The sequence below is a fragment of the Kushneria sinocarnis genome (genome assembly GCF_003633775.1).
In the GTDB taxonomy this organism is placed as follows: domain Bacteria; phylum Pseudomonadota; class Gammaproteobacteria; order Pseudomonadales; family Halomonadaceae; genus Kushneria; species Kushneria sinocarnis.
Genome location: NZ_RBIN01000002.1, coordinates 138,654 through 162,219, shown reverse-complemented (window position 1 = coordinate 162,219; position 23,566 = coordinate 138,654). Strand labels below are relative to the sequence as shown.

23 protein-coding genes and 3 tRNA genes are annotated in these 23,566 nt (G+C 65.3%); 19 read left to right on the top strand and 7 right to left on the bottom strand.

What is annotated here, in order from left to right; all coding sequences use genetic code 11:
- Window positions 1-6: 6 nt before the first annotated feature.
- Window positions 7-1,482 (bottom strand): membrane-bound lytic murein transglycosylase MltF, encoded by a 1,476-nt coding sequence (gene mltF, locus C7446_RS03340; RefSeq protein ID WP_245977643.1) that lies wholly within the window; start codon window positions 1,480-1,482, stop codon window positions 7-9.
- 189 nt (window positions 1,483-1,671) lie between these two features.
- Here mltF and purL point away from each other — a divergent pair, with 189 nt between their 5' ends.
- On the top strand, window positions 1,672-5,574 hold the full coding sequence (purL, locus tag C7446_RS03335) for a phosphoribosylformylglycinamidine synthase (protein WP_121171274.1): 3,903 nt from the start codon (window positions 1,672-1,674) through the stop codon (window positions 5,572-5,574).
- A gap of 81 nt (window positions 5,575-5,655) precedes the next feature.
- Here purL and C7446_RS03330 read toward each other — a convergent pair whose 3' ends face one another.
- Complete coding sequence (locus tag C7446_RS03330; protein ID WP_121171272.1) at window positions 5,656-5,976, bottom strand: putative quinol monooxygenase; 321 nt, start codon at window positions 5,974-5,976, stop codon at window positions 5,656-5,658.
- Between the two features lie 141 nt (window positions 5,977-6,117).
- Window positions 6,118-6,531 carry a hypothetical protein gene (locus C7446_RS03325; protein WP_121171270.1) on the bottom strand — a complete coding sequence of 138 codons (414 nt, stop codon included), beginning with the start codon at window positions 6,529-6,531 and terminating at the stop codon, window positions 6,118-6,120.
- Between the two features lie 78 nt (window positions 6,532-6,609).
- Between C7446_RS03325 and radD the strand changes: the two genes are divergently transcribed.
- The 12 genes from radD (at window position 6,610) to C7446_RS03265 (ending at window position 14,972) form a co-directional block, all read left to right on the top strand.
- A complete protein-coding gene (radD, locus tag C7446_RS03320; RefSeq protein ID WP_425454102.1) occupies window positions 6,610-8,424 on the top strand; it encodes a DNA repair helicase RadD in 1,815 nt (604 codons plus the stop codon).
- Between the two features lie 117 nt (window positions 8,425-8,541).
- Window positions 8,542-8,619 (top strand): pyrroloquinoline quinone precursor peptide PqqA, encoded by a 78-nt coding sequence (gene pqqA / locus C7446_RS16885; RefSeq protein WP_121171783.1) that lies wholly within the window; start codon window positions 8,542-8,544, stop codon window positions 8,617-8,619.
- Window positions 8,616-9,545, top strand: a complete 930-nt coding sequence (gene pqqB / locus C7446_RS03310; RefSeq protein ID WP_245977641.1) for a pyrroloquinoline quinone biosynthesis protein PqqB — start codon at window positions 8,616-8,618, stop codon at window positions 9,543-9,545. Before pqqA ends, pqqB begins: the two co-directional genes overlap by 4 nt.
- Window positions 9,542-10,315, top strand: a complete 774-nt coding sequence (gene pqqC, locus C7446_RS03305; protein WP_121171266.1) for a pyrroloquinoline-quinone synthase PqqC — start codon at window positions 9,542-9,544, stop codon at window positions 10,313-10,315. The genes pqqB and pqqC overlap by 4 nt, the downstream gene beginning before the upstream one ends.
- Window positions 10,312-10,596, top strand: a complete 285-nt coding sequence (gene pqqD, locus C7446_RS03300) for a pyrroloquinoline quinone biosynthesis peptide chaperone PqqD (protein WP_121171264.1) — start codon at window positions 10,312-10,314, stop codon at window positions 10,594-10,596. Before pqqC ends, pqqD begins: the two co-directional genes overlap by 4 nt.
- The gene (pqqE, locus tag C7446_RS03295; protein ID WP_121171262.1) at window positions 10,593-11,759 is read left to right on the top strand and encodes a pyrroloquinoline quinone biosynthesis protein PqqE; all 1,167 of its coding nucleotides are present in this window, start codon (window positions 10,593-10,595) and stop codon (window positions 11,757-11,759) included. Before pqqD ends, pqqE begins: the two co-directional genes overlap by 4 nt.
- Before the next feature lie 114 nt (window positions 11,760-11,873).
- Window positions 11,874-12,785 carry a segregation and condensation protein A gene (locus tag C7446_RS03290; protein ID WP_121171260.1) on the top strand — a complete coding sequence of 304 codons (912 nt, stop codon included), beginning with the start codon at window positions 11,874-11,876 and terminating at the stop codon, window positions 12,783-12,785.
- A 24-nt stretch (window positions 12,786-12,809) separates the two neighbouring features.
- Window positions 12,810-13,625: an SMC-Scp complex subunit ScpB gene (scpB, locus tag C7446_RS03285; protein WP_121171258.1), complete on the top strand. Its 816-nt coding sequence runs from the start codon at window positions 12,810-12,812 to the stop codon at window positions 13,623-13,625.
- Window positions 13,626-13,635: 10 nt separating this feature from the next.
- Window positions 13,636-14,568, top strand: coding sequence for a 23S rRNA pseudouridine(2605) synthase RluB (gene rluB, locus C7446_RS03280; RefSeq protein WP_121171256.1), 933 nt, complete (start codon window positions 13,636-13,638; stop codon window positions 14,566-14,568).
- A gap of 64 nt (window positions 14,569-14,632) precedes the next feature.
- Window positions 14,633-14,708 (top strand) — tRNA-Lys (locus tag C7446_RS03275).
- Between the two features lie 48 nt (window positions 14,709-14,756).
- Window positions 14,757-14,832 (top strand) — tRNA-Lys (locus C7446_RS03270).
- Window positions 14,833-14,896: 64 nt separating this feature from the next.
- Window positions 14,897-14,972: transfer RNA gene (locus tag C7446_RS03265), tRNA-Lys, on the top strand.
- 61 nt (window positions 14,973-15,033) lie between these two features.
- On the opposite strand, the gene C7446_RS03260 is transcribed toward C7446_RS03265, so the two are convergent.
- Window positions 15,034-16,500 (bottom strand): M48 family metalloprotease, encoded by a 1,467-nt coding sequence (locus C7446_RS03260; RefSeq protein ID WP_245977639.1) that lies wholly within the window; start codon window positions 16,498-16,500, stop codon window positions 15,034-15,036.
- A 146-nt stretch (window positions 16,501-16,646) separates the two neighbouring features.
- Between C7446_RS03260 and C7446_RS03255 the strand changes: the two genes are divergently transcribed.
- Together C7446_RS03255 and C7446_RS03250 are read left to right on the top strand one after the other, a co-directional pair.
- Window positions 16,647-16,880, top strand: a complete 234-nt coding sequence (locus tag C7446_RS03255; RefSeq protein ID WP_121171252.1) for a sulfurtransferase TusA family protein — start codon at window positions 16,647-16,649, stop codon at window positions 16,878-16,880.
- Window positions 16,881-16,936: 56 nt separating this feature from the next.
- Window positions 16,937-18,034: an AI-2E family transporter gene (locus C7446_RS03250; protein WP_121171250.1), complete on the top strand. Its 1,098-nt coding sequence runs from the start codon at window positions 16,937-16,939 to the stop codon at window positions 18,032-18,034.
- Window positions 18,035-18,038: 4 nt separating this feature from the next.
- Here C7446_RS03250 and C7446_RS03245 read toward each other — a convergent pair whose 3' ends face one another.
- Entirely contained in the window at window positions 18,039-18,524 is a 486-nt protein-coding gene (locus C7446_RS03245; protein ID WP_121171248.1) for a peroxiredoxin, read from the bottom strand.
- A gap of 226 nt (window positions 18,525-18,750) precedes the next feature.
- Between C7446_RS03245 and dapA the strand changes: the two genes are divergently transcribed.
- From dapA to purC, 4 genes are all read left to right on the top strand, one after another.
- Entirely contained in the window at window positions 18,751-19,635 is an 885-nt protein-coding gene (gene dapA / locus C7446_RS03240; protein WP_121171246.1) for a 4-hydroxy-tetrahydrodipicolinate synthase, read from the top strand.
- Complete coding sequence (locus tag C7446_RS03235) at window positions 19,632-20,564, top strand: outer membrane protein assembly factor BamC (protein ID WP_121171244.1); 933 nt, start codon at window positions 19,632-19,634, stop codon at window positions 20,562-20,564. Before dapA ends, C7446_RS03235 begins: the two co-directional genes overlap by 4 nt.
- Window positions 20,564-21,328 carry an MBL fold metallo-hydrolase gene (locus tag C7446_RS03230; RefSeq protein ID WP_342768343.1) on the top strand — a complete coding sequence of 255 codons (765 nt, stop codon included), beginning with the start codon at window positions 20,564-20,566 and terminating at the stop codon, window positions 21,326-21,328. Before C7446_RS03235 ends, C7446_RS03230 begins: the two co-directional genes overlap by 1 nt.
- Before the next feature lie 107 nt (window positions 21,329-21,435).
- Entirely contained in the window at window positions 21,436-22,149 is a 714-nt protein-coding gene (purC, locus tag C7446_RS03225) for a phosphoribosylaminoimidazolesuccinocarboxamide synthase (protein WP_121171242.1), read from the top strand.
- A gap of 21 nt (window positions 22,150-22,170) precedes the next feature.
- Here purC and tsaA read toward each other — a convergent pair whose 3' ends face one another.
- On the bottom strand, window positions 22,171-22,920 hold the full coding sequence (gene tsaA, locus C7446_RS03220; RefSeq protein ID WP_121171240.1) for a tRNA (N6-threonylcarbamoyladenosine(37)-N6)-methyltransferase TrmO: 750 nt from the start codon (window positions 22,918-22,920) through the stop codon (window positions 22,171-22,173).
- A 111-nt stretch (window positions 22,921-23,031) separates the two neighbouring features.
- Window positions 23,032-23,466, bottom strand: a complete 435-nt coding sequence (locus tag C7446_RS03215) for a DUF2267 domain-containing protein (RefSeq protein ID WP_121171238.1) — start codon at window positions 23,464-23,466, stop codon at window positions 23,032-23,034.
- Window positions 23,467-23,566 lie beyond the last annotated feature (100 nt).

The following is a 23,566-nucleotide window of genomic DNA, read 5'->3' as shown; positions in this document are numbered from 1 at the left end:
CGAAGCTCAGGGTGCGGCATCAGGGGTGACAATATTGAACGAAGGAGAGAGCGAAGCGGCCCGGCTGTTGACCAGGGGGGCAAACTGACGCTGGCTGCGCGTCACGTAGCTCAGGATTTCATGATAGCGGCGGATATTGCGCACATAGTAGACCGCCCCCTTGCCGCGGGCGAAACCGTGGGGCAGCTCATGATACCAGCGACTCTCCTGCAGCCTGGGCAGCATCTTCCTGACATCCTCCCAGCGATCGGGGTCCAGCCCCTGGCGATCCGCCAGCAGTCGGGCATCAGCGAGATGGCCCATGCCGATGTTGTAGGCGGCCAGCGCCATCCACAGGCGATCCGGTGAAGGGATGTCATCGGGCAACCGCTCCACCAGTTCCTGCAGATAGCGGGCGCCACCGTCGATGCTCTGGGCGGGATCGATGCGATCGTCGACGTTCATGCGTGCTGCGGTGGTGCGCGTCAGCATCATCATGCCGCGGACCCCGGTGGGCGAGGTGGCCTCGGGATTCCAGTGCGACTCCTGGTAGCTGATCGCTGCCAGCAGCTTCCAGTCGAAACCGGTCTTGCGGGCGGCGGCGAGAAATTCATCCGTCCACTGGTCAAGGTGCTTGCGGGTCTGGCTGATGAACCGTCGGGCGCCGACATACTCCAGATAGTCGTCATGACCGAAGTAGCTGATCTCGAGGCGCTCGAGTTCACCATTGGCATGCATCCGGTCGATGAAACGGTTGGCGCGCTCAAGCAGCGAGAGATCGCCGCTTGCAGGGAAGGCCCAGGCGAGGGTCAGCGGCTGGCCCAGCTCGAAGCCGTTCTCCACTCCCGGAAAGAAGATGCGGCTGAGCTTGAAGGCGTGAGCGTAGATCACGGCCGCATCGAGCCGACCGCTGGCCACCATGGCGATCAGGTCGGTGTTCTCGAGTTCGTGGGTTTCCCGCCAGCCGAGTTCCGGATGGTCGCGGCGCGCATTACGCAGCGCCAGCACGCTGCCGGAGTTGGCCAGCGCGCCGATCTTCAGACCGACCAGATCCTCCACCGATGTCGGCGGATTCAGACCACGGCGGTAGATCACTATCGGCTGCAGCGACATGATCGGCCGGGAGTAACGAATTCCGGGGGTCAACGGATCGAGCACCAGTCCGGCTGCGCCGAGATCGGCTTCACCGCTGCGCACGGCATCGAGCACGCCTTCGATGTGATGGCTGCGATCGACCGCGAGACTGACGCCCAGCTCATCGGCAAAACGACGCACCAGTTCGTATTCGAAACCGGTCGGGCCCTGGCGACCCTCGTAGTAGGTCGTCGGGGTATTGCGCGTATAGAGCTGGAGAAAGTCGCGTGTGTGGACGGCCGACAGGGCGGAGCTCTGGCCGGGCAGCCAGTCGAGTCGCGGCAGCAGGTTCCGCTCGGGCGTCGCAAGCGAGCCCATTCCGACCAGCAGCACCAGCAGCCATCGGCGGTGGTAGAATCCCTTGGGCATAGACGGGTCAATGGCTGTAGACGCCATAACCATACGCGCCCATGGGTCTCGGGACCAGCCGTCTGCCCCGGTCTTCGCCAGCCGGAGCGCTTTCCAGTATCATGACGGGCCGGCAAGGCCGCGCCGAGGCGCTGCCGGGCACGCCGCCCGACACAACCATCATGCACGTTGCAGAGGCTTTTGTTCGTCATGCTCGAACTGCGAGGCCAGAGCGCCCTCTCTTCCTTCCGCCATGCCCGCCTGCTCGATCGCCTGCGTGAAGCGGCCGATTGCGTCACGCAGGTGACCGCCAGCTGGCGCTACTTCGTCGACATCGACGAGGTCGATACCGCCACCCGCGAGCGACTGGAACAGCTGCTCGAGGCCAGCACCCAGCCTGAACCGGCGCAGACGGAAGGGGCGCTCTATCTGGTGGTGCCTCGGCTGGGCACGCTCTCTCCCTGGGCCTCCAAGGCGACCGATATCGCCCGCAACTGCGGCCTCGACGGCGTCCGGCGCATCGAGCGCGGCACGGCCTGGCGGGTGCAGACCGCCGAGATGCCGTCGAAGGCTCAGGTCGCGGCGATCATGGCCGAGCTGCATGACCGCATGACCCAGACGGTACTGTTCGATGCCAGCGATGCGGCTCGCCTGTTCGATCATCCCTCGCCGCAGCCACAGGCCCACATTGATGTGCTGGCGGGCGGCCGCGAGGCGCTGGCGGCGGCCAACGGCGAGCTGGGGCTGGCGCTCGCCGAGGACGAGATCGATTATCTGGTGGCGGCTTTTGGCGAGCTGGGGCGCAACCCCAGTGACGTCGAGCTGATGATGTTCGCCCAGGCGAACTCCGAACACTGCCGCCACAAGATCTTCAATGCGGACTGGACCATCGACGGCGAGGCCCGGCCGCACTCGCTGTTCGGCATGATTCGCAACACTACCGAGCACAGCGGTGAGCGGGTGCTGTCCGCCTACAGTGACAACGCGGCGATCATCAGCGGTCACGAGGGCGGACGTTTCCTGCCCGAGCCGGCAAGTCGACGCTACACCAGCCATCGTGAACCGATCCACATCCTGATGAAGGTGGAAACGCACAATCATCCCACCGCCATTGCGCCCTGGCCGGGCGCCTCGACCGGTGCCGGCGGTGAGATCCGGGACGAGGGTGCCACCGGCCGCGGTGGCAAGCCCAAGGCCGGCATGACCGGCTTTTCGGTCTCCAATCTGCGCATTCCCGAGTTCATCCAGCCGTGGGAGGAGTTCGACTACGGCAAGCCCGAACGGATCCGCAGTGCGCTGGACATCATGCTGGAAGCACCGATCGGCGCGGCCTCGTTCAATAATGAATTCGGCCGTACCGCACTCAACGGCTACTTTCGCACCTATGAGCACGATTTCATCGGGCAGGGCGGGATCGAGCGGCGCGGCTATCACAAGCCGATCATGCTGGCCGGCGGTTACGGCAACATTCGCGACGAGCATGTCAGCAAGGGCGAGATTCCTGCCGGCGCGAAACTGATCGTGATGGGGGGGCCGGCGATGCTGATCGGTCTCGGTGGCGGCGCGGCCTCCTCGGTGACCTCGGGCAGTACCGGCGCCGAACTCGATTTCGCCTCGGTGCAGCGCGACAACCCCGAAATGGAGCGGCGCGCCCAGGAGGTGATCGATCGCTGCGTGGCGCTGGGCGAGGCCAATCCCATTGTCTTCATTCATGATGTCGGCGCCGGCGGGCTCTCCAACGCGCTGCCGGAGCTGGTCAAGGATGGCGGCCGTGGCGGCCGTTTCGAGCTGCGCGACGTGCAGAGCGCCGAACCCGGCATGAGTCCGCTGGAGATCTGGTGCAACGAGGCCCAGGAGCGCTATGTACTGGCGGTGGCACCGGACGAGCTGGCGCGCTTCGAGGCGCTCTGCGAGCGTGAGCGCTGCCCGTTTGCGGTGGTCGGCGAGGCGACCGAGGCCCACCGCCTGACGGTCACCGATCGTCATTTCGAGAGCACCCCGATCGACCTGCCGATGGATGTGCTGTTCGGCAAGCCGCCGAAGATGAGTCGCAGCTTCAAGCGCCACGAACCCGAACTGCCCGGGGTGATGCTCGACAACCTCGATCTGCACGAGGCCCTGGCCCGGGTGCTGAGGCTTCCGGCGGTGGCTTCCAAGGGCTTTCTGATCACCATCGGTGATCGTTCGATCGGTGGCATGACCGCGCGGGATCAGATGGTCGGCCCCTGGCAGGTGCCGGTGGCGGACTGCGCGGTGACGACCGCCGCCTACGATACCCATGCCGGCGAGGGCATGGCGGTCGGCGAGCGTGCGCCGACCGCGCTGATCTCGGCGGCGGCCTCGGCGCGACTGGCGGTGACCGAGGCGATTACCAACCTGATGGCAGCGCCGATCGAGCACCTTGGCGATATTCGCCTCTCCGCCAACTGGATGAGCGCCGCCGACCATGTCGGCGAGAATCAGGCGCTGTATGACGCCGTGCACGCCGTGGGGATGGAGCTCTGCCCGGCGCTCGGGGTGGCGATTCCGGTCGGCAAGGATTCGATGTCGATGCAGACCGCCTGGCAGGAGGAGGGCCAGCACAAGGCGGTCACCGCGCCGCTGTCACTGATCGCCACCGCCTTCGCACCGGTGGTCGATGCGCAGCGCACCCTGACCCCGCAGCTGCGCACCGATGCCGGTGATACCGACCTGATCCTGGTCGATCTCGGCCGCGGCCGGAATCGGCTGGGAGCCTCGGCGCTTGCGCAGGTCTACGGCCAGGTCGGCAACGAGGCCCCGGATCTCGACGATCCCGAGGACCTCAGGGCGCTGTTCGCGGTGATCCAGGGGCTCAATCGCGACGGCCGGCTGCTGGCCTATCATGACCGCAGTGATGGCGGCATGCTGGTGACCATCGCCGAAATGGCCTTTGCCGGCCATGTCGGCGTGACCATCGGGCTGGACTGGCTGGTCGATCAGCCGCTGCAGGCGATGGAAGTGCTGTTCAACGAGGAGCCCGGTGTCGTCATCCAGGTGCGCCGCGAGGATACCGAAGAGGTGCTGTCGCAGCTCTCCGCCAGTGGTCTGGGCGGTTGCTCGGGGGTGGTGGCGCGCCTCTCCGAGGACGATCAGCTGCGGGTCACGCTGTTCGGCGAACCGCTGATCGAGATGCCGCGGGTCGAGGCGATGCGCAGCTGGAGCGAAACCAGCTACCGCATGCAGCGCCTGCGCGACAATCCCGAATGTGCCGATCAGGAGTTCGACAGCCTGCTGGACAGCCGTGATCCCGGGCTCTCCGCCAATCTCTCGTTTGATGTTGACGAGGATGTGGCAGCGCCCTACATCAATACCGGTGCAGCGCCGAAGGTGGCCATCCTGCGGGAGCAGGGGGTCAATGGTCAGCTGGAGATGGCCCACGGATTCGATCGGGCCGGCTTCGAGGCGATCGATGTGCACATGTCGGATATTCTCGCCGGCCGGGTCGATCTGGCCGACTTCCGCGGTGCGGTGGCCTGTGGCGGCTTCTCCTATGGGGACGTGCTGGGCGCCGGCGGTGGCTGGGCGAAGTCGACCCTGTTCAATACGCGCGCCCGCGATCAGTTTGCCGCCTTCTTCGAGCGCGAGGATACCTTTGCGCTGGGCGTGTGCAACGGCTGTCAGATGTTCGCCCGGCTGCGTGAGCTGATTCCGGGCACCGAGCACTGGCCGACCTTCGTGCGCAATCGCTCCGAGCAGTTCGAATCGCGGGTGTCGATGGTGCGCATCGAGCGCAGCCCGTCGATCCTGCTGGACGGCATGGCGGGCTCGACGCTGCCGATTGCCGTGGCGCATGGTGAAGGACTGGCGAGCTTCCGCGATGATGGCCATCTGCGCCGCGCCCAGAACAGCGGCACGGTGGCGCTGCGCTACATCGACAATCACGGCGAACTCACCACCCGCTATCCCGCCAACCCCAATGGCTCGCCGGCCGGCATCACCGGCATGACCAGCGAGGATGGTCGGGTCACCATCATGATGCCGCACCCGGAACGGGTGGCGCGGGCGATCACCAACTCCTGGCAGCCCGACGGCTGGACGCAGGATGGCGGCTGGATGCGGCTGTTCCGCAATGCCCGGCGGTGGCTGGGCTGACGGTCCGGCTTGCATGAAAACGCCCCGCCGGGCAGGCCGGCGGGGCGTTGCCGGGCCCGCGGGCCCGCTACCGGGGCAGCATCAGTTCTGCGGACGCTCTGCCCGATTGAAGAAGCGCACCACCGGCTCGTCGGCCAGCAGCGGCGCCGTGCCTTCCTGGAAGGGCGCATAGTGCGGCATCTGCGTATGCTGCTCGAAGGCCGCGCGGTCGGTATAGACCTCGTGCAGGATCACCCGGCTGCTGCCATCCTCAGGGACCAGTACATCGAACTCGTGGCAGCCGTGCTCATTGGCCAGCGATTCGTTGGCGTCGTTGTAGGCGAGCGCCAGAAAGGCATCCCGTTCCCCTTCCTTGACGCTGAATTCGGCGATGACCACGAATTGTCCCGTGGAGTCACTCATTGCTCTCTCCCTGTTGCGAGCGGCGGCGTCATTCCGCAGAAGACGCGGGTGGGCCTGCCGCTCGTGGATGATGTCGGACTGCTGCCTGTACTACTGTCGCTGCCCGGTGGCGACAACGCAACACACCCCGCGTCATACAGCCTAGTGCACCCGGGGGGCTTCCCCCATGCCGAGACGCTCGTGCAGTTCGGCCACGGCGCTGCGCAGCAGCTCGAGCATGCCGGGCAGCAGCGCCACGCCCTGCTCGGGGCCTTCGACGAACTGCTCGACACTGACATGGATGCCTTCGCCGTGAATGACCAGCTTGGCGGCCTTCAGGGTGTTCATGACATCATTGGTGGCTTCCAGCAGGGCGGTCCGGTCACTGCCGGCGCCGGCCTGCCAGGCACCGGGGAGCATCAGCTGGAAGAAGGCGGGTTCATCCTCGGCGACCACCAGCACGAACTCCAGTCCTTCATGGGTGATGCGCAGCGCATGGGAATCGATCAGCTCGCAATCATGGGACTGCGACTGCAGGTCGTGCAGATAGTGCGCCAGTTGCGCATTGGGTTGCATGAGCTGACTCCTCGATGATGAATGACGTTCCGCGGGTCTCTGCCCGGGCCCACGGAACCGGAAACAGGTGATATGGACATGGTAGCCCTGCGACCCTATCAGCAGGAGGCCGTGACCCGGGTGCTGCATCACTTTCGTGGCAGCAGCGAGCCGGCTGTCGTGGTCCTGCCCACCGGCAGTGGCAAGAGTCTGGTCATTGCCGAGCTGGCCCGGCTGGCCCGGGGCAGGGTACTGGTACTGGCCCATGTGCGCGAGCTGGTCGAACAGAATCATGCCAAGTATGAGGCCTACGGCCTGCATGCCGATATCTTCAGTGCCGGACTGGGGCGACGCGAGAGCACCCGGCAGGTGGTGTTCGGCTCGGTGCAGTCGGTGGTCAACCATCCCCGGGCCTTCGCCGATGGGGCCTTTACCCTGCTGGTGATCGACGAGTGTCATCGTGTGCCATCGGATGTGGCCGATACCGAGCGCCGGCCGGCCAGACCCTCGAGCTATCGTCGCGTCATTGATCATCTGCGATCGGTCAACCCGGATCTCAAGGTGCTGGGACTGACCGCTACCCCCTATCGGCTGGGGCAGGGCTTTATCTACCACCGCCACTACCACGGCATGGTGTGCGGTCCCGACAGCGCCTTCTTTCGGGCCTGTGTCTTCGAGCAGCCGCTGCGCGTGATGGTGCGCCAGGGCTATCTCGCCGAACCGAAGCGCATCGATGCCACCCTGGCGATGTACGACTTTTCCCGGCTCGAACCGAAGCGGGGCGGACGCTTCGCCGAGGAGGAGCTCGATCGGGTGGTCTGCGGCAATCGCGCTACCCCGCAGATCATCGAGGATGTGCTGGCGCATGCCCGTGACCGGCAGGGGGTGATGATCTTTGCCGCCACCGTGGCGCATGCCGAGGAGATCGTCGGCTACCTGCCCGGGGAGGCCACTGCACTGATTACCGGCGCGACCCCCGGCGACGAGCGCGAGCGGCTGATCGATGCCTTCAAGCGCAGGGCGCTGAAATACCTGGTCAACGTTTCGGTACTGACCACCGGTTTCGATGCCCCCCATGTCGATCTGATCGCCATTCTGCGGCCCACCGAGTCGGTCGGTCTCTATCAGCAGATTGCCGGCCGCGGGCTGCGGCTGGCGCCCGGCAAGCAGGACTGTCTGATCCTCGATTATGCCGGCAATCCCTGGCAGCTCTACGCCCCCGAGATCGCTGCGCCGAAACCGCCCGGCGACAGCGAGCCGGTGCAGGTCGAGTGCCCGCAGTGCGGTTTTGCCAACATCTTCTGGGGCAAGCGCGATGGCGAGCTGGTCATCGAGCACTACGGCCGGCGCTGTCAGGGGCTGGTCGATGCGCAGGGCGAGCCCGTCTCCGGTGAGGCGGCGACCGCCGGGCAGGATGTGCGCCAGTGTGATTTCCGCTTCCGTTACAAGGTGTGTGATCAGTGCGGGACGGAAAACGATATCGCGGCACGCCGCTGTGGCGGCTGTCAGAGGCTGCTGGTGGATGCCGATGACAAGCTGCGCGAGGCCCTGCGCCTGCGCGATGCCAGGGTGCTGCGGGTCAGCGGCATGACGCTGGAGGAGACCGTCAACGGTCGGGGACTGCGGCGGTTGAAGATCACCCATCACGACGAGGAGGGCGCGACGCTGGAGGAGTGGTTTGCCATGGAGACGGCTGCCCAGCGGGGTGCCTTTCATGCCGCCTTTCTGCGCCACCACCTGCGCGCTCCCGGGATCGACTGGCGACCGGCCTCGATCGAGGAGGTGCTCGGCCAGCAGCATCGACTGCGCGCCGCGGATTTCGTGATCGGCCGCCGGGTGGGACGCTACTGGCAGGTGCGCGACAAGCTGTTCGACTATGAGGGTCGCTATCGGACTGCCGACAGTGCCGGTTGAAGTCGCATTATGCGTTAAATCTCGTAAGGCGATTTGCTACAATGGGCGTATTGCCGAACCGGCAATACCCTCCGCCGCGCGAGCGGCCCGTGTTTTACCCACAATCAGGAGTTTCCCATGAGCTGGACGACCCCCGAAGTCAAGGAAGTCTGCGTGGGCATGGAAGTCAACGACTATCTGCCTGCCGAATTTTGAGCAATGCCAGCACCCCGCGCCTGCGGATTCGCGTGCTGGGGGCGGCCGCCGGTGGCGGCCTGCCCCAATGGAACTGCCGCTGCGAGGTCTGTCGCCTCGCGCGCACCGAGCCGGACCGGGTCACGCCGCGGACCCAGTCCTCTCTCGCGGTTTCCGTGGATGGTCAGCGCTGGGCGCTGATCAACTGCGCCCCTGAAGTCCTGACCCAGCTGCATCGTGAACCGGCGCTGCATCCCCGCGAGGGCAGCGGCGATCGTCATACGCCGATCGAATCGGTTCTGCTGACCAACGGCGATGTCGATCACGTGGCGGGGCTGCTCAGCCTGCGCGAGCGCTCGCCATGGCGGCTGTATGCCACGCCCGAGATTCACGGGGTACTGCGCCACAACCCGATCTTCAACGTGCTGGCGCCCGACTGTGTCGAGCGTTTTGACGTGGCACTCGACAGTAGTGTCGAGCTGCTGCCCGGGCTCGCGGTCCGCATATTTGCCGTTCCCGGCAAGACCGCGCTCTATCTGGAAGGCGATGAAGTCGAAATCGGCGCCGAGGGCGAGGCAACCATCGGCGTGGAGTTCAGCCACCAGGGCCAGCGGCTCTACTACATCCCGGGCTGTGCGACGCTGACGCCTGCGCTGGCGACGCGACTCGACGGTGCCGATGCGCTGCTGTTCGATGGCACCCTGTGGCGCGATGACGAGATGATTACCGCCGGCGTCGGCCGCAAGACCGGTCAGCGCATGGGGCACATGCCCATGTCCGGTGCCGCGGGCAGCATCGCGGCCCTGGCCGGGCTGACGCTGGGGCGGCGCATATTCGTGCATATCAACAATACCAACCCGGTGCTGATCGAGGACTCGCCCGAACGGCGCGAGGCCGAACAGGCCGGTTGGGAGATTGCCTTTGACGGCATGGAGATCGAACCTTGAATCAGCCGTCCGGAACGGCGGCCGAGCCGCTCGGCGCCGATGCGCTTGAAGCGCGGCTGCGCGAGATCGGCGAGCAGCGCTATCATCATCGTCACCCCTTTCAGCTGATGCTGCAGAACGGTGAACTCGATCGGCGCCAGGTCCGGGCCTGGGCGCTCAACCGCTACTATTACCAGGCGATGATTCCGATCAAGGACGCCTCGCTGATGGCGCGTCTCGAGGATCCCGAGTGGCGCCGCGAATGGCGCACCCGGCTGGTGGATCATGATGGCGAGGCGCCGGGCGAGGGCGGCATCGAGCGCTGGCTGAAGCTGACCGACGGGCTCGGCCTCGAGCGCGAGCTGGTGCAGTCGGGCCGGGCCATCCTGCCCGGCACCCGGTTTGCGGTGGATGCCTATGTGCACTTCGTGCGCGATCGCAGCCTGCTCGAGGCGATCGCCTCGTCACTGACCGAACTGTTCTCGCCGAAGGTGATCGGGACCCGCGTCTCCGGCATGCTGGCGCACTACGATTTCATCTCCGAGGAGACGCTGGCCTATTTTCAGCCACGGCTGACCCAGGCGCCGCGTGATGCCGAAATGGCGCTGGGCTATGTGCGCGAGCACGCCCGGCGACCCGATCAGCAGCAGGCAGTGATGGCGGCACTCGAGTTCAAGTGTGATGTGCTCTGGAGCATGCTCGATGCGCTGCAGCATGCCTATGTGCACGGGCATGTGCCGCCGGGGGCCTGGGAGGGCGAGCAGGGTCTGATCGCCGGAGCCACCCCATGAGCGGGGGGCTCGCCGAGGCCACGGTCGTGCGGCTGCCCCGCGGGGTACGGCTGCGCCACGATCAGGCGCGCGGCGGCTGGGTGCTGCTGGCGCCGGAGCGTGTGTTTCAGCTCGATGCCATTGCCCATGCCGTGGTCGAGCGGGTCGATGGCGAGCGCAGCGTGGCCGGTATCATCGACGATCTGGCCATCAGCTTTGATGCCGAGCGGCAGCGAATTCACGATGATGTGCTCGCCCTGTTCCGATCGCTGATCGACAAGGGCGTCATGGAGGTGGCATGAGCAACGCCGCGACAACGACTGCAGAGACTGCTGCACCGGCCATTGCCCCGCCGATGGGGATGCTGGCCGAACTGACCCATCGCTGCCCGCTGCAGTGTCCGTACTGCTCCAATCCGGTCGAGCTCGAACGCCGGTCGGATGAGCTTGATACCGCCACCTGGCAGCGGGTGCTGCGCGAGGCGGCCGAACTCGGCGTGCTGCAGGTGCATCTTTCCGGTGGCGAGCCGGCGGCCCGGCGCGATCTGGTCGAGCTGGTCAGAACCTGCGCCGAGGTGGGGCTCTACTCCAATCTGATCACCGCCGGGGTCAATATCACGCCGGAGAAGCTCCGGGAACTGTATGATGCCGGGCTCGATCACGTGCAGCTCTCCTTCCAGGGCGCGACGGCCGAGGTGACCGAGCAGGTTTCCAACCTGCCCGGGGCACACGCAAGAAAACGGGCCTTTGCCGGCGAGGTACGCGCGCTGGGGCTGCCGCTGACCGTCAATGCGGTGATCCACCGCGCCAACATCCACCAGATCGACGATTTCGTCGAGCTGGCGCTGGCGCTGGATGCCCGCCGGCTCGAGATCGCCCACGCCCAGTACTACGGCTGGGCCCTGGTCAACCGGGCGGCGCTGATGCCGCGGCGCGGGCAGGTGATGGAGGCGATCGACCGGGTCGAGGCCGCGCGTCAGCGTCTGCAGGGGCGGCTGACCATCGATGCGGTGGTGCCGGACTACTATGCGCGCCTGCCCAAGCCGTGCATGAACGGCTGGGGGCGGCAGTCGCTCAACATCACGCCCTCCGGCAGGGGGCTGCCATGTCACGCCGCCGAGACCATCCCGGGGCTTGAGTTCTGGAACGTGCGCGAGCATTCGGTGGCGGAAATCTGGCAGCAGTCACCGGCCTTCAATGCCTTTCGCGGTACCGATTTCCTGCCGGATGCCTGCCAGAGCTGCGAGCGTCGCGAGATCGACTGGGGCGGCTGTCGCTGTCAGGCGCTGATGATGACCGGCGACGCGACCCAGATGGACCCGGTCTGCGAGATGTCGCCCTATCATGACGATATCCAGCAGCTTGCGATCATCGACGCCGAACGTGACGAGCCGTTTCGCTACCGGCGCTTCGAGCGGCGCAGACCTGATCGGGTGCGTCAGCCCGCCTCCGAGACATCGGACTGACAGCGGCGGCCACGCCGCAGGGATGCCGCCGCCCGCCCGGCCTGATAGACTGGGTGCCGGCATCCCCGCCACGGGGATATTCATCCCGCCCTGAACGATCCTGCTTGCGTTGCCATGAGTGAACCCCTCGATGCATCATCCCCCGGGGATGGATCGGCTGCGCCTTCGCGGGAGGTGGCCGCACTGGTGCGTGGCGAGCCGCTGCACGAGCTCCCGGAGGATCTCTACATTCCGCCCGAGGCGCTGCGCGTCTTTCTGGAAACCTTCGAGGGGCCGCTCGATCTGCTGCTCTACCTGATCCGGCGTCAGAATCTGGATATCCTGGCGATCAACGTGGCCGCCGTGACCCATCAGTATATCGAGTATGTGGAGCTGATGGAGGCCAGCGGCATCGATCTGGCGGCCGAGTATCTGCTGATGGCGGCCATGCTGGCGGAGATCAAGTCGCGCTCGCTGCTGCCGCGTCCGCCGGCCAGCGAGGAGGAGGATGAAGAGGATCCCACGGCATCGCTGGTGCGGCGGCTGCAGGAGTACGAACAGCTGAAGAGGGCGGCCGAAGGGCTGGACGAACTGCCCCGTGAAGGGCGCGACTGGTATCCGGCGGCAGCAGCGCCCCCCGAGCTCGAGGTGCGGGTCCGTCATCCCGATGTGGCGCTCTCCGAGCTGCTGGGGGCGCTGTCGTCGCTGATGCAGCGGGCCGATTTCAATCAGGCGCACACCATTACCCGGGAAGTGCTCTCGACCCGCGAACGGATGATGGCGATTCTCGACCGGGTCAGCCCGGATCACTTCACGCCCTTCGAGGCCCTGTTCACGCCCGAGGAAGGTCGTGCCGGTGTGGTGGTGACCTTCATGGCGCTGCTGGAGCTGACGCGGGAGCGGCTGATCGAGCTGATCCAGAACGCGCCGCTGTCGCCGATTCATGTGCGTGGCCGTGCCGCCCACGAGTACGAGGAAGACGAGGGCGAGGGCGCCTATGAGGAAGGATTGTCGGTGGCCGGTTCGGGGGATGAACGTCATGAGTGAGGCAGGGCAGGACGGGGAGAGGCGATGACTGCCGAACTGGATCGGATTCTGGAGGGCGCCCTGCTGGCAGCCGGTGAGCCGCTCACCCTGGAGCGGCTGGAAGGCCTGTTCGATGAGAGCCGCCGACCCGAGCGGCGTCGGCTGCGCGAGGCGCTGGAGACCCTGCAGTCACGGCTCGGGGAGTCCGCGCTGCGCCTGGAAGAGACTGCGTCGGGCTACCGCCTGCGGGTCGATGACGCACTCTCGCCCTGGGTGTCGCGGCTGTGGGAGGAGCGCCCCCAGCGCTACTCCCGGGCGCTGCTGGAAACCCTCGCCCTGATCGCCTATCGTCAGCCCGTGACCCGCGGTGACATCGAGGATGTCCGGGGCGTCTCGGTCAGTTCCTCGATCATGCGGACCCTGAGCGAGCGCGGCTGGATCCGGGTGATCGGCCATCGTGAAATGCCCGGCCGGCCGGCAGTCTATGCCACCACCCGGGCCTTTCTCGATGCCTTCGGGCTGAAAACGCTGGATGAGCTGCCGCCCATGCAGGCGCTCAGGGAGGGCGAAACCGCCGACTGGCTGGAGCAGCTGGTAGCAAGTGAACCCGAGGCGAGTGCCGAGGCGGCCTCGGCAAGCGAGGCATCGGACAATACAGCGGCCGAGCTCGCCGCAGGGGAGACATCGCACGCCGCGACGGCGTCCGAACGGTCCGGACTGAGTCTGGCCGACATCGGGGATCGTTTCGCGCAGCGCGTGCATGCCGGTGACGAGCGTACCGGCGAGGATTCGGAAACCCCGGCCGAAGGTGAGGACACCTCCGGTGACCGGGAGACGGACACTTCTGAACAACGGGACTGACGTGCAAACGATGGATACGGAAAAGCTGCAAAAGGTGCTGGCACGAGCCGGCAAGGGCTCGCGTCGCGAGATGGAGAGCGCCATCAGCGCCGGCCGCGTGACCGTCAACGGTACCCCGGCGGCACTGGGCGATCGGGTGAGCGTCAATGATCACATCAGCCTCGATGGGCGGGCGGTCGTGGTAACGGCCAGCGATGATTCGACGCGCCGGGTGATCATGTACAACAAGCCCGAGGGCGAGCTCTGCACGCGCAAGGACCCGGAAGGACGCCGTACGGTCTTCGAACGGCTGCCGCGGCTGAAGGGCGAACGCTGGATCGCGATCGGTCGGCTCGACATCAATACCAGCGGTTTATTGCTGTTCACCACCGATGGGGAGCTGGCCAATCGGCTGATGCACCCGTCGATGCAGATCGAGCGCGAATATGCCGTGAGGGTGATGGGCGAGGTCACCATGGACCATGTCCGGGCGATGGTCGACGGCGTGATGCTCGAGGATGGCCCGGCCAGCTTTACCGATGTACAGGAATTCGGTGGCGAAGGCATCAACACCTGGTTTCATGTGGTGATCATGGAGGGCCGCAACCGCGAGGTGCGGCGACTCTGGGAGTCCCAGGGGCTGACCGTGAGCCGGCTCAAGCGGGTCCGTTACGGCAACATCTTTCTCGACAAGCGGGCCCGGGCCGGTGAGTGGAGCGAGCTGAATCAGGAAGAGATCGATGAGCTCTCCGCCATGGCCGGGCTGGCGCCGCGCAAGGTGCCCGAGATGACCCCCGATGAGCGCAACCGCTGGAGCCGTGACAAGCGCAAGCGCCGTCCCGTGCGCGGTCTGAAGAATCCCGGACGCAACGCCGATGCCGAAGGACGCGGCTCGCGCGAGCGTGACACCGGCAGCACACGCCGTGCCGGAAGCGGCCGCGGCAGGGGTTCGTCATCACGCTGATGATGCGCATCACTGCGCTTGCATCTGCACGTTTTTGAAAGTAATATTTGCGCCGCTGTTGCGCGGGTCGTTAGCTCAGTTGGCAGAGCAGTTGGCTTTTAACCAATTGGTCGCAGGTTCGAATCCTGCACGACCCACCATCGCAGCGGCAGACGACCGTTACCGGTCGTCGCATCGAGGCTGGCGGCGGGTCGTTAGCTCAGTTGGCAGAGCAGTTGGCTTTTAACCAATTGGTCGCAGGTTCGAATCCTGCACGACCCACCATGATCCTGCCGCCTCGGGGCCATGTTCAGCTATTCTGACTGCTGCTGTCATGTCCATCGCTTCGGGGTCGTTAGCTCAGTTGGCAGAGCAGTTGGCTTTTAACCAATTGGTCGCAGGTTCGAATCCTGCACGACCCACCAGATTGTCACGCCCCGGTCCTGTCGGACCGGGGCGTTCTGTTTTGCAGCCGTGTCAAGCCGGTCAGAACTTGTCGAGGGCCTGCTGATAGCCCCGAAAGGCCTGGCGCCGCTCACGAATCCGTCCGGTCAGGGCGTAGTCACCCGTCTGCTGCGACAGCTTTTCGGCAATGTCGAGCTGATCGAGCCCGCGGTCGATGTGGCCGGTGAGCTGCAGCTGTTCGGCCAGGGCCAGATGACCCCAGGCATCATGCCCGCTGCGGCCGGCTGCTTCGGCCATCAGGTTCCAGACATCGGGGTCCTCGTCATGATCCCGAGCGATGGCGCGCAACCGGGTAAAGGCCTCTTCCGGCGCAATGCCGAGCTGTGCTTCGGCAGCAATCATGCGAGCGGGAAAGTAGTCCGGGGCGAGCTCGAGAATCCGCTGCGCCCGCTGCAGTGCTGCCCGGTTGCGGTCGGCATCGAGCGCGGCATCGGCGGCACTGGCGGGGAGCATCAGCAGGTCGGGCTGCTCTTCGGCAAGCCGGTCGAAAGCCGCCAGCGCCTGGTCCGGGTGGTGGTTGACCGAGTCGACCAGCGCCTGCAGATAGCGCAGCGCCAGCGGGCTCGCATTGCTCTCCCTGAGCTGGCTGCGCACCTCTTCCGGATGTTCCATGTTGCTGGCCAGCATCACCCGGGCGCGAATCATGTCGTACTCCGGGCCGGGGGCGTGGGCTGCGTCGTGATACTGCTTGGCCCGGGCGCGGATGTCGCTCAGTCGGGACTGGGTCAAGGGGTGGGTCAGCAGGAATTCGGGGGGCGAATCTCCCTGCAGACTGGCGAGCTGCGCCATGGTCGCGAACATGTGGGCCATGGCATCAGGATCCATGCCGGCACAGGCCATGGTCTGCAGGCCGACCCGGTCGGCTTCCTGTTCGTACTGGCGGGAGTAGGCCAGCTGATTCTGCAGGGCTGCGGCCTGGGTGCCGGCGATGGTGGCCATGCCGAGATTGCTGCTGCTGCTGCCGCCTGCGCCGGCCGCGATCACCATGCCGGCCAGCAGGGCGGCCATGGTGGGGAGCTGAGCGCGTTCGGAGGCGGCCATCTGGCGGGCAAAATGGTGCTGCGAGAGGTGGCCGAGCTCGTGCGCTACCACCGAGGCGAAGGCATCATGGCTTGGTGCATAGCGAAACAGGCCGGTATTGACGCCGACCACCCCACCGGGCACGGCAAAGGCGTTGAGCATCCGGCTGGACACCAGGGTGATGGTAATGCGGGGATGGTCCAGCTGGCTGCAGGGTACCAGCTGATCGACCAGCGAACGCAGCCAGGCCTGGGTGATGGGGTCGCGCCACTGGGAAGTCTGGGCGCGAAACTGGCGCAGCCAGGTGCGCCCGAGCTGATATTCGCTCAGACCCTGGAAGCTGGTTCGGGTCGTACCGAGATCGGGCAGCTCATGACTGCGCTGTTCGGCTGAGCTCGACAGTGACGCGATCAGCAGGGTGCCGGCCAGCAGGAGGCACCCCGATCGCTTTCGGGAGAACCCGGGCATCAGCGACTCCATTGAAGCGATGGCAGGGCGGGTGCCGCGGCGGCATCGCGGCGCACCCGGTACGATCCGTCGGGCATTGAATTGTCTGGCAAAGTGCCCTTAAATCGGGGCGATTTCAAGACCCGACCCATACAGTGAGGAGGGGCATGGACGAGAACATCGATCGGACTCTGGACGCGACCGGATTGAACTGTCCGATGCCGCTGCTCAAGACCAAACAGGCCCTGGCCGAGATGAACAGCGGCGAGCGGCTGCATGTCATGGCGACCGACCCCGGCTCATGGCGCGACCTTGACAGCTTTGTCGCCCTGAGTGGCCACGCGTTCGCTTCCCGCGAGGAGCGCGACGGCCTTTTCCACTATGTGCTGATCAAGGGCTGAGCGGGGCTTGTCCGGCTCCCTCACTCATCCCATTTCGTAGAGCAGGCTTATCCCCGATGACATTCAAGGCCCTGATGAAGCGGCTGGTCAGCCGCTATTTCTCCGACGAGGAAGCGATCGTGCTGGGGGGCCTGCTGATAGTCGGCCTGCTGGTGGTGCTGCTGTTCGGCAGCATGCTGGCGCCCTTCTTCACGGCGCTGATCATTGCCTTCGTGCTGCAGGGGGGCGTCAGCTGGCTGGAGCGTTGCGGCCTGCCCCGACTGGTGGCCGTCGGCCTGATCTTCATCCTGTTTCTCGGCGTGCTTTTGACGCTGGCGCTGATCGTGCTGCCACTGGTGTGGAATCAGCTCGCCCACCTCATCCAGGAAATTCCCGACCTGCTGGGGCGCAGCCGGATCCTGCTCGAGGAGCTGCGGGATCGCTATCCGACGATCATTACCCCCGACCAGATCCAGCGCTGGATTTCCACTGCCGGCAACGAGTTCTCGCTGCTGGGGCGCCGCCTGCTGAGCCTGTCGCTGAATTCGCTGGGCAGCCTGCTGGGCGTGGTGATCTATCTGGTGCTGGTGCCGATTCTGGTCTTTTTCATGCTCAAGGACCGTGAGCGGCTGATCGGCTTTCTGCTCTCGCTGCTGCCGAAAAAGCGCGATCTGATGACACGCATCTGGTGGGAGATGGATGATCAGATCGCCAATTTCATTCGCGGCAAGTTCATCGAAATCGTGATCGTGGCGGTGGTCTCGTGGGTCACCTTCTGGGCGCTGGGGCTGCCCTATGCGACCCTGCTGGCGCTGATCGTGGGGCTCTCGGTGCTGGTGCCCTACATCGGGGCGGCCGTCGCCACGCTGCCGATCGCCGCGGTGGCCGGGCTCACCTTCGGCTTCAGCGATCACTTCCTCTGGGTCATGGTGGCCTATGCCATCCTGCAGGCGCTGGATGGCAATGTGCTGGTGCCCGTGCTCTTTTCCGAAGCCGTCAACCTGCACCCGGTCGCGATCATTCTTGCCGTGCTTTTCTTTGGCGGCATATGGGGCTTCTGGGGAATCTTCTTCGCCATTCCGCTGGCGACCCTGCTCAAGGCGCTGATGTTTGCCTGGCCGCGCAACCGTGATCGGCTGCCGCCGGAGGAGATGCCCGAGCAGGGCAGCAGCTGAGACGTCAGGTGATGGCATCGCCGGCATGCAGGGCGCGTGCCGCGGCCAGCACCTCCTCGGCGTGCCCCTCGACCCTGACCTTGCGCCAGACACGGGCAATGCGGCCGGTGGCATCGATCAGAAAGGTGCTGCGCTCGATGCCTTCGTGCTCCCGGCCGTAGAGCTTCTTCGTTTTGATGACGTCAAAGGCGCGGCAGAGCCGTTCGTCGGGATCGCTGATCAGCTCGAAGGGGAAGCCCTGTTTCGCCCTGAAGTTCTCGTGCTTTCTGACGCTGTCCCGCGAGACGCCATGAATGACGGTATCGACCGCATGGAACTCCTCGGCCAGATCACGGAAGTTCTGACCTTCGGTGGTGCAGCCCGGCGTGGCATCCTTCGGATAGAAGTAGAGCACCACCTGGCGCCCTTCGAGATGGGTCAGGTTGATCTGCTGATCGCTGGTGGCCGTCAGGGTGATATCGGGCACGCTGTCACCGGTGGCAAGGCTCATGGCATGGGCTCCTGAGGGGTTGGGATCGATCTGGCACGGCCGCCATTACATGTTGCCCACCATGACATGTAAAGCGAAGCTGTGCGCTGTCTGTACACCTCGGAGCACGCTGAGTACCATTGGGAGCCTTGTCCGGGCAGGGCGCGTCGGTATGCCGATCGCTGCAGACCACCCCCGGTCCGCGCTGGTTACATGATTCACTGCATCCACGGAAGAGGTTCGCGGGATGATCACAGGCAGCATCGTCGCCCTGGCGACGCCGATGAAGGCTGGTGGCGAGATCGACTGGGACGCCCTGCGTCGCCTGGTCGAATTCCATCTTGAGCACGGGACCGACGCCATCGTTGCCGCGGGCACCACCGGTGAGCCGACCACCATGTCGGTCGAGGAGCACTTCAACGTGATCCGCACCGTGGTCGAAACGGTCAACGGCCGCATTCCGGTGATCGCCGGTACCGGCGCCAACGCCACCTCGGAAGCCGTGGCACTGGCGCGCTATGCCGCCGATGTCGGTGCCGACGGCTGCCTGTCGGTCTGTCCCTACTACAACAAGCCCACCCAGGAAGGGCTTTATCAGCACTTCAGGGCAGTCGCCGAAGCCAGCGACCTGCCGGTCATTCTCTACAACGTGCCGGGTCGCACCAGCGTTGATCTGTACAACGAGACCACCCTGCGTCTGGCCGAAGTCGACAATATCGTCGGGCTAAAGGATGCCACCGGCAATCTCGAGCGCGCCGAGGATCTGATCGAACAGCTGCGCGGCAGCGATTTCGCGCTCTATTCCGGCGATGACCCGACGGCGTGCGAATTCATGCTGGCCGGTGGGCATGGCGTCATTTCGGTCTCCGCCAACGTGGCACCGCGCGCCATGCATGACATGTGCGCGGCAGCCCGGCGCGGCGAATACGAGATGGCGCACCAGATCAATACCCGATTGATGCCGTTGCACTCGGCGCTCGGGATCGAAGCCAATCCGATTCCGGTGAAGTGGGCCCTCAATCAGATGGGGCTGGCCGATACCGGGATCCGGTTGCCGCTGACCTGGCTATCCGAAAAGTACCGGCCCACGGTCGGTGAAGCCCTTCAGCTGGCGGGAGTTGTAAACGCATGAGGTCACAGTATCGCTGGGTGATGACCGTGCCCCTGATGGCACTACTGGCCGGTTGCGGCGGCGGTTATTACTACGATCGCAACGCCGAGTACAAGGATGCCGAAATGGCGGCCCCGCTCGAGTTGCCGGCACAGCGCAACCAGCGCGCCTATCAGAATGCCATGCCGGTGCCCGACGCCAGCAATGATTTCATGCCCAGCGATGATTTCGAAGCGCCGCGGCCGCAGTCCATGTCGTCGCAGCAGTCGCGGCAGTTCGTGGAAGACCGTCAATCCCAGGGGCAGCACTGGCTGGTGGTCAATGCCGCTCCCGGCAGCATCTGGCCGCGGCTACAGAGTTTCGTGACGCAGCGTGGCTATCAGGTGACGAGCGTGGATGGCAATGCGGGCCGGATCGTGACGGATGCGGGCACCCTGTCGGTACGTCAGGGGCTGCGCAACAACTCCAGCGAGGTCTACTGTCAGCAGCAGGATGCGCCCAATGAGCGCTGTCTGACTGCGCTGGCCCGGTTCCTCGACCAAAAGGCGCCCGAAGGCGGGGTGTCGATGGTGGCCCAGAACCTGTCGCGCAACGATCGGGTCCGTCTCGAAAACAGTGGCGGTAGATGGCAGCTGGCGGTGGCCCTCGACTTCCCCCGGGCGTGGTCGGAATTTTCATACCAGCTGAACAACAACTTTGCCAATGATGATCGCCGGCTGGTGGACGAGGATCGTTCGCAGCGGGTGTTCATGGTGCGCTATCGGCGTGCCGACGAGGGCGGCAGCTGGATCCCCTTCATGGGTGGCAAGCCCGACCTCAGGCCCTATCGTCTGGCGGTCGAGCCCGAGGGCGATAGTGTCCGCATGCGCGTGACCGATCCGCAGGGCGAGACGGTGGATCCGAAGATCGCCCGGTCACTGCTGGATGCGGTTGCGTCGACCCTGCGCTGATGATGCGCTTCGCCTCGCTGGGCAGCGGCAGCCGCGGCAACGCCACCCTGGTGGAAACCCGCGAGGTCCGGGTGCTGGTGGATTGCGGTTTCGGCATCCGCGAGGCGGTCGGGCGGATGAAGCAGCTGGGCGTCGAGCCGGAGCAGCTCGACGCCCTGCTGGTGACCCATGAACATCGTGACCATCTCACCGGCGTGGCGGCACTGGCACGACGCTACCGGTTGCCGGTTCACCTGACCGCGGGCACCTGGCTCCGGGCGAAGCTGGCACCGACGATCGAAACGGTGCTGATGACGCCGGAGCAGCCCTTCGCACTGCGCGATCTGACGATCGACCCGGTCACGGTGCCCCATGATGCCCGTGAGCCGGTGCAGTTCCTGTTCGAATGCGGTGGTCGCCGGCTGGGTCTGCTGACCGATCTGGGCTGGGCGACCGAGCATGTGCAGCGACGTTACCGTCACTGTGATGCGCTGGTACTGGAGAGCAACCATGATCCGCGCATGCTGGCCGAGGGCCCCTATCCGCCTAGTCTCAAGCGGCGGGTCGGCGGCCGGCGTGGCCATCTCTCCAACGCCCAGGCCGGGGCGCTGCTCCGACAGCTGGGGACCGATCGCCTGCAGCGGCTGGTGGCCTCGCACCTGTCGGAGAAGAACAACCGCCCTGAATTCGCCTTCGAGGCCCTCAGTCCGCTGCTGGACGGGGATGTTTCCCGGCTGGTGATTGCGGCACAGAATGAAACCACTCCCTGGCAGCAGATTGCCTGATGACTGCCGGCACGCCCTGACTGCAGGCGTGTCCGGAAGGGCAGGCGGGGCGCTGCGTTCAACCGGTCGGACCCGGGTCCGGTCGATACTGCTTATCGGAGACTGTCATGGAAAAACGCGGCGTACTCTATTTGGGCAAGGCCAAATCGGTCTATGAAACCGACGATCCGGATCGGCTGATCCTGGAGTTCCGCGATGATACCAGCGCCTTTGATGGCAAGAAGGTCGAACAGCTGGATCGCAAGGGCATGGTCAACAATCGCTTCAATGCCTTCATCATGGAGCATCTGAAGGAAGCGGGCATCCCGACCCACTTCGAACGCCTGCGTTCGGAAACCGAGTGCGAAGTGAAGCGGCTGACCATGATTCCAGTCGAGTGTGTGGTGCGCAACCTCTCGGCCGGCGGGCTGTGCAGACGTCTCGGCGTCGAGGAGGGCCTGACGCTCGATCCGCCGACCTTCGAGCTCTTTCTCAAGAATGATGAGAAGGGCGATCCGATGATCAACGAGTCGCTGGCCGAGACCTTCGGCTGGGCGACCCGTCAGCAGCTGCAGCTGGCCCACGAACTCACCCTGCGGGTCAACGACGTGCTCAGGCAGCTGTTCCTCGAAGGTGACATGCTGCTGGTCGACTACAAGCTCGAGTTCGGGCTGTTCCACGGCGAAATCACCCTGGGTGACGAGTTCTCGCCGGATGGCTGTCGTCTCTGGGATGCGCAGACCCGCGAGAAAATGGACAAGGACCGCTTCCGTCAGGGCCTCGGTGAGGTCATTGAGGCCTATGAAGAGGTGGGGCGCCGCCTCGGGGTCCGTTTCGACTGAGCGCCGCCCGGGGCATGCGGGTCAGGGCGCGGCGGGCACCACGGCCTCCACGATGACCCGGCTGCCCGCCTCATCATGGGTGACGCGAAAGCGGACATCGACATCATGAAGTCTTGCCCCGTAGCGATGGTCGTCCCGGTCGCCACGCCGGTAGGCGGGGCGCGGGTCCTGCGCCATCACCTCGCGGATCAGGGGAGCGAGGCGGTCGGCTTCCGGATGCCTGTCCAGCTGCTGTTCGGCGTCACGTGTGAAGCTGACGGGCAGCAGGTCGGGCGGGTCGGCGGCGAACCCGCCACTGGCCTGATCGGCGCGGTCTGCCCAGGGCAGATAGGGCTTGATATCGACCACCGGGGTGCCATCGACCAGGTCGTGGGCCCGCAGATGCAGCCGGACACCGTCATCGGTGTCGACTCCGGCCAGTTCGACCAGCGACAGCCCGAGGCGATTAGGCCGGTGCGTCGAGCGTGAGGCGAAGACGCCGATGCGGGTATTGCCACCCAGTCGGGGCGGGCGCACCAGCGGTGTCCAGCGTTCGGGGCTGTGATGGAACAGGAAGGTCAGCCAGAGGTGGCTGAACTGTTCCAGCCCGCGTACGGCATCGGGATGATCGAACGGCGGGTGTAGCTGCAGGGTGGCCGTGGCACTCGGGGCCAGCGAAGGCTGACGCGGAATGCCGAACTTGTCGGGGTAGCAGCTGCTGACCGTGCCGATGACGGCAAGGGTCGGCGACTGGCAGTCAGGCTGCTCGGTAATCGGACGAACGTCATTCATGACGCCATTATGCCACTCACCGCTCCGCCGGACATCTCGGGCCATCCGGTGGCATGACCACGGCCGGTCCGGCCGTGGTCGGATGCTCCAGCTGCCGGAGTGAGCGGGTGCTCAGGCTGCCCTGGGCACCAGCGCCTGAATGTCGTCGGGCAGCTGATCGGTAACGCGGTTGATCTGCCCCTGATCCAGCTTTTGTTCAAGCAGTCTGAAGACACCGCGTGTTGCCTGATCGACATCGAGTTCACTGTGACCCACGGCGTTGCTGCGCACGCGCTCCAGGAATTCCTCGGCAGTATTGTACTTCTGCGGCGTATCGGCCGGTTTCCAGCCGTCAAAGAAGATACCGGTCAGCATGACGGGCAGCTGACTGGAGAGGTTGGCTGCCATGTCTACCGTGATCCGGTCACGCAGGGCATGCATGACGGCCCGCAGTGCGCCATAGGCCTGTTCGGGGCTTTCGAGCTCGAGCTCGTTTTTCAGATCCTGCAGCCGGATGTCGGTTTCCTGCACGCTGCGGCTGAGGACGTCGGGACGATTCTGACTCATTGCTCACCTCCTTGTCGTGTAGCATGAATCGTGTGACGTGCAGCAATGCTGCGACGACACTTCAGTTCTGGATGATGACAGGCGGAATTGTCAAAGTTTT